Source organism: Microcystis sp. LE19-131.1A (genome assembly GCF_027532015.1).
GTDB classification, from domain to species: Bacteria; Cyanobacteriota; Cyanobacteriia; order Cyanobacteriales; family Microcystaceae; genus Microcystis; species Microcystis ichthyoblabe_A.
In genome coordinates this window covers 1-4333 of the sequence record NZ_JAPZSS010000098.1, presented here as the reverse complement: position 1 = coordinate 4333, position 4333 = coordinate 1, and the positions used below count along the sequence as shown (strand labels likewise).

Below are 4333 nucleotides of genomic sequence, written 5' to 3'. Positions count from 1 at the left end.
AAGTTTATGCTGCTATTTTTTTTTCGGAAAAATAGGTTGTAATGGGAGACTCTTTGTTTTCCTAGACAAAAATAATTACTTTTTCAAAAAAACACTTTTCTATTTTTTTGTTGGGTATTTTATTCTCTGGAAGTCCCTAGGGTGAGAGTGAGATTTCCGGCGGTGACGGTTTGGGCGGCGGTACTGCCGAGATTGAGGTTGATGGTTTTAGTTGTGGTCGCCGCAAAGTTGAGGGTATCGATTCCAGAGGCATCAATGAGGCGATCGCTACCCAAGACCAGATCCGTGTCGAAGAGGTAAGTGTCGTTATCGGCCCCACCATCAAGGGTGTCATTACCCGCTCCACCATCAAGGGTGTCATTACCTCCCACTCCAGCCAGGGCATCGGCAAAGCTTGTCCCGACCAAGTTGTTATTGCCCGAGTTACCATCATTGTCAAGAATGGTGGCCGTAGCGTTGTCAGGGCCACTAATAGTGTAGCCGGTGGGGGCGGTAATTTTGGTGATGATGGTTTCGCTGGGATCACTCAAGAGGTCATCTTTGGTGGGCAGGGTGATGGTAGCAGTGGGGGAAAGTGCCGCAAAGGTGACGCTGCTGGGAGTAGTGCCTGTATAGTCAACACCTGGAGTGGCCGTACCGGCAAGGGTGTAGTTAACCGTTAAGGCACTGGAGAGGTCGCCGGTGCGGGTCAGGGTAAAGACACTGCTTACTGAACCGGCTTCGTTACCGTCGGTGGTTTTGGCGATCGAGATTGATTTGGTGTCAGCCTGAATACGTAAGGCGTAGGCTCCCAAACTTCCCCAAGTTGTTTCACCAAAGGACTGATCCGGAAGCGTTGAGTTAGGACCAACTTTGACAAAGTAATTTTGCCCAGCTACCAGTCCCGAATAAGTTAATCCAGTGACATCAACCAATGCGTTGTTATTCCAATCCGCGAGAACTCCTCCACTTGCATTAAGGATTTGGGCATCAAGATGCAGATTTCCATATCCAGCTGGCAGGTCTTCGCCAATAAAGTTGGTACCATCTTTGCTGAAAATTAGAGCATTATTGACTGAAATGTTTACGCTTCCAGCAGCAGGGGCGGTAAATTTGAAGTAATCATAGTCTATCCCAGTATTACCATCATCTGATGCTAGTGTAATCCATTCAAAGGCCCCACCGTAACCAGTGGAATCTAGGGTAATCGTCTGAGCACTAGCTAGATCCGTATTCGGAGTCCCTTCAACATAGCGACCGATTCCTTCCCCCCTGATCTGGAGAAAATCATTTTCAGTGTTTGTCGCATTCGAGTATTGGCCGCGCGAGAATTGCGTTAACTGCTTGGAATAGCCGACACCCATGATAGGTGCCCAGCCAGGGCTTGAGCCGCCTCCTGCATAGTATTCGGTAGAACCCTGACCGTCATGACTAAGATTGAGATTGTGTCCAGCCTCATGGGAAGCCGCTTCTGCGATATTTTTTGCAGTTCCTAAGCGACTTGGAAACACAAGCGCAGGTTTGTAATAGTTAGTTGTATCAACGAGATCGTAAATGCCAACATAGGCAATTCCCCCAGCCCCCGACCATTGGCTACCAATGTTCCCAATAGACACAACTGTCCCATAAGCACTGTCGCTTGTGCTAGACCGAGTAATCTTGTCAATGGTTGGTGTTGCCGTTGTTACGTTGACATCAAAAGGTGCATAGTCAGCAGCTACCCGACGGAAAATTTCCTTCATTGCATCATATTCTGATTGTGAATATGCCGTACTGACGATTGAGTCCAAAGAAAAGATAGCTATAGAAGAAATGACGTTAGAAGAACCAACCAAGGTTGGGTTATTCCAAGCAGTGGCCGATGTGTTGTAGCCATCAAAATCCAGATAAATAGTCTTGGAAGAGAAGGGATTGGAACTGAGATTAAAGACTTCTGCATTGGAAATGCTTGTGAAGTCAAAGCTTCCTTGAGTGTTTACGGTTGCAAATTTCGGAATTGGTGTATTTCGTGGCGCAATAGAGATTGTATTTTCTATAACCGAGATGGGACTTGAGTAGTTAACCGTCTTGGGGGGTAACAGATAGTCTCGCGTCCCTTGAGGAGCATTAGGAGACAAGGAGCTTAGAGGTTGCAGTCCCAATTTGCTACTGTGGTATTGACCGCACGAGTAACAGTATGTGATATGGGTTTCTCCAGTTTTCTGGGTGAGATTGTCCTGATTAACCCTCGAATCCCATCCCTCGGCAGTGGGTACAGAGACAAGACCCAACCCTGGACTGGTGGTGACGGGGGCGGTAGTGGGTACAGAGGCAGGACTCGGCGCTGGACTGGTGAGATAACCAGAAGAGTCAATACTAAGAGAAGCGGGAAACACCACTTGACTCGTAGCAGCAGGGCGGACTGGAACCCTGGGGGACTCCGAGGAGATTGTAGATGGGGAGGGGTTAGAGTTCAGGACTCCTAAGGGAGAAGTTTCTCTCGATACAGTTAAATCGTCGGAACCTGTTAAATCAAAGGTGATTGGAAAGGCTCCGTCAAAACTCAAAGAATCTGCTGGAGATGTCATATCTGTACTAGATAAATCAGAACTTACTTGTGTTGTCTTCATCACCAGGCACACCCCATTTTCCGAAAATTAATTGGTCAATTACTTGGGGGTGTTGAATTATTTCTGTTTATGGTTAGGGAAAAAGACAAGCTCAACTTTTCTGCCTTGGGGCTAAATCTCCCATATACTTATGATTATAAATGGACAGGTTAACCCAAAAAAATTTTTTTCTTAAATTTATCCAAGAGCCTGATGAGTAACAGCAATAAGAAAAGTATTGTTGAGAATAATGAAGAAACTCAGAAGTATTGTCAAGTTTTGTCGAAAATATACGCAAATAACAGCAAACAACTGCTACTGTGGTTAGTGCAAGTTTACCTTACAGTTCCAATGAAACTATCAGATTATGCCAAGAAAAAGGGGATCAATTACTGGACTTACACGATACATAAATACTAAAAAATCAACAAAACCCTTATACCTTTTTTCAAAAAGTGTTTCATACTTGAATGTTAAGATTTTGAAGATCATGACCAAGTTATGTATTCGCTCTGATGATACCAAAAAGGACTGATTATTGACTCCATTCTCAATAGTCAATCTAATTGAGCATCAGTAAAATACTGGTTTTGTGAAGTTTTATTGCAGGATTCAACACTTCTGAATAGGCGGTTAAAATGCGACTTAGCTTATAACTACCGTAAACTCCCGCCCGAATCAATTGTTTGAACAACAATTAATATTTGCTTCACTTTTTTGACACACAATGGAAAACCGGCGGGAAAACTGAGCAATCTCTGAGCCAGATTATTCTTTCCCAGCCGGTTTATGTTGACACTTAGCCTCAAGTCATCTAAGCCGCAAAGATATTATCTTCTGTCAAGTTAAGGTTAGGAGTCAAGGTCGCCAAGAGAGTCTGAACCGATGAACCATTACCATCCACATCAAAGAAGAGTTGGCCTGTCGGTTGATTAAAGATAAAGCGATGGCTGGCCGTCGTGGCGACGGTTCCCAAGACAAATTGAGCCGCCGCAATACTTTCACCGGCGATTAATCCGCCACCAAAACCCGCCGCCGAGACTTGGAGCGTATCTTGGAAAACGTTGAAGTCCGTAATCGTATCTTGGCCTTCGCTGGCAAGGCTATAGGCAATTACGTCAAAACCAGTACCAGAAGTAATCGTGTCGTTACCGACACCACCGACTAGCACCTCACTCGAACTAGAACCAATGAGGATATCATTGCCCGCTCTTCCACTCAGGGTACGAGTGGTTCCGGCTTCCACCACATCATTGCCCGTTGTTCCCTGTTGATTGATCACGCCGTCATCATTGATGATGGTAGTGATAACCGGGGCAGTAGTGCCGATCGTGTAACCACTGCCGCTGGTAATGGTCAAGGAGACTGTTTCATTGGGTTCTTTAACGGTGTCGGCGGTGGGGTTAATGGTTAAGCTGGCGGTACTTGACCCAGCGGCGAAAGTGATGGTAGCTGTGCCTGGGGTTGCGCCGGTGTAGTCGGCAGCATTAGCAGTTCCGGCAACACTGAAGTTGACGGCGAGGGTGCTGGTGGTCGGACCGGAACGGGTAAAGGTATAGATAAGATTGGCTACGCCGTCTTCACTAACGCCACTGTAGTTACTGGCAAGGGTAACGGAGGTTTCTTCATCATCATTTTGGATAGTCCCAACAGCAGTGGCAGTGGTAATCGTTGCTCCGTTGGTGGGATTGGAGAGAGTTACCGTAAAGTTTTCGTTAGGTTCGACGGTGGTATCCCCTTGAACATTAACGGTAATCACTTTCGAG

2 protein-coding genes are annotated in these 4333 nt (G+C 46.0%); both read right to left on the bottom strand.

Going from position 1 to position 4333, the window contains the following annotated elements; all coding sequences use genetic code 11:
- Nucleotides 1-119 precede the first annotated feature (119 nt).
- Nucleotides 120-2096, bottom strand: a complete 1977-nt coding sequence (locus O9323_RS08680; protein WP_288124965.1) for a Calx-beta domain-containing protein — start codon at nt 2094-2096, stop codon at nt 120-122.
- 1285 nt (nt 2097-3381) lie between these two features.
- Nucleotides 3382-4333 (bottom strand): calcium-binding protein (locus O9323_RS08675; protein WP_288124964.1); only part of this gene is annotated, 952 nt, incomplete at its 5' end.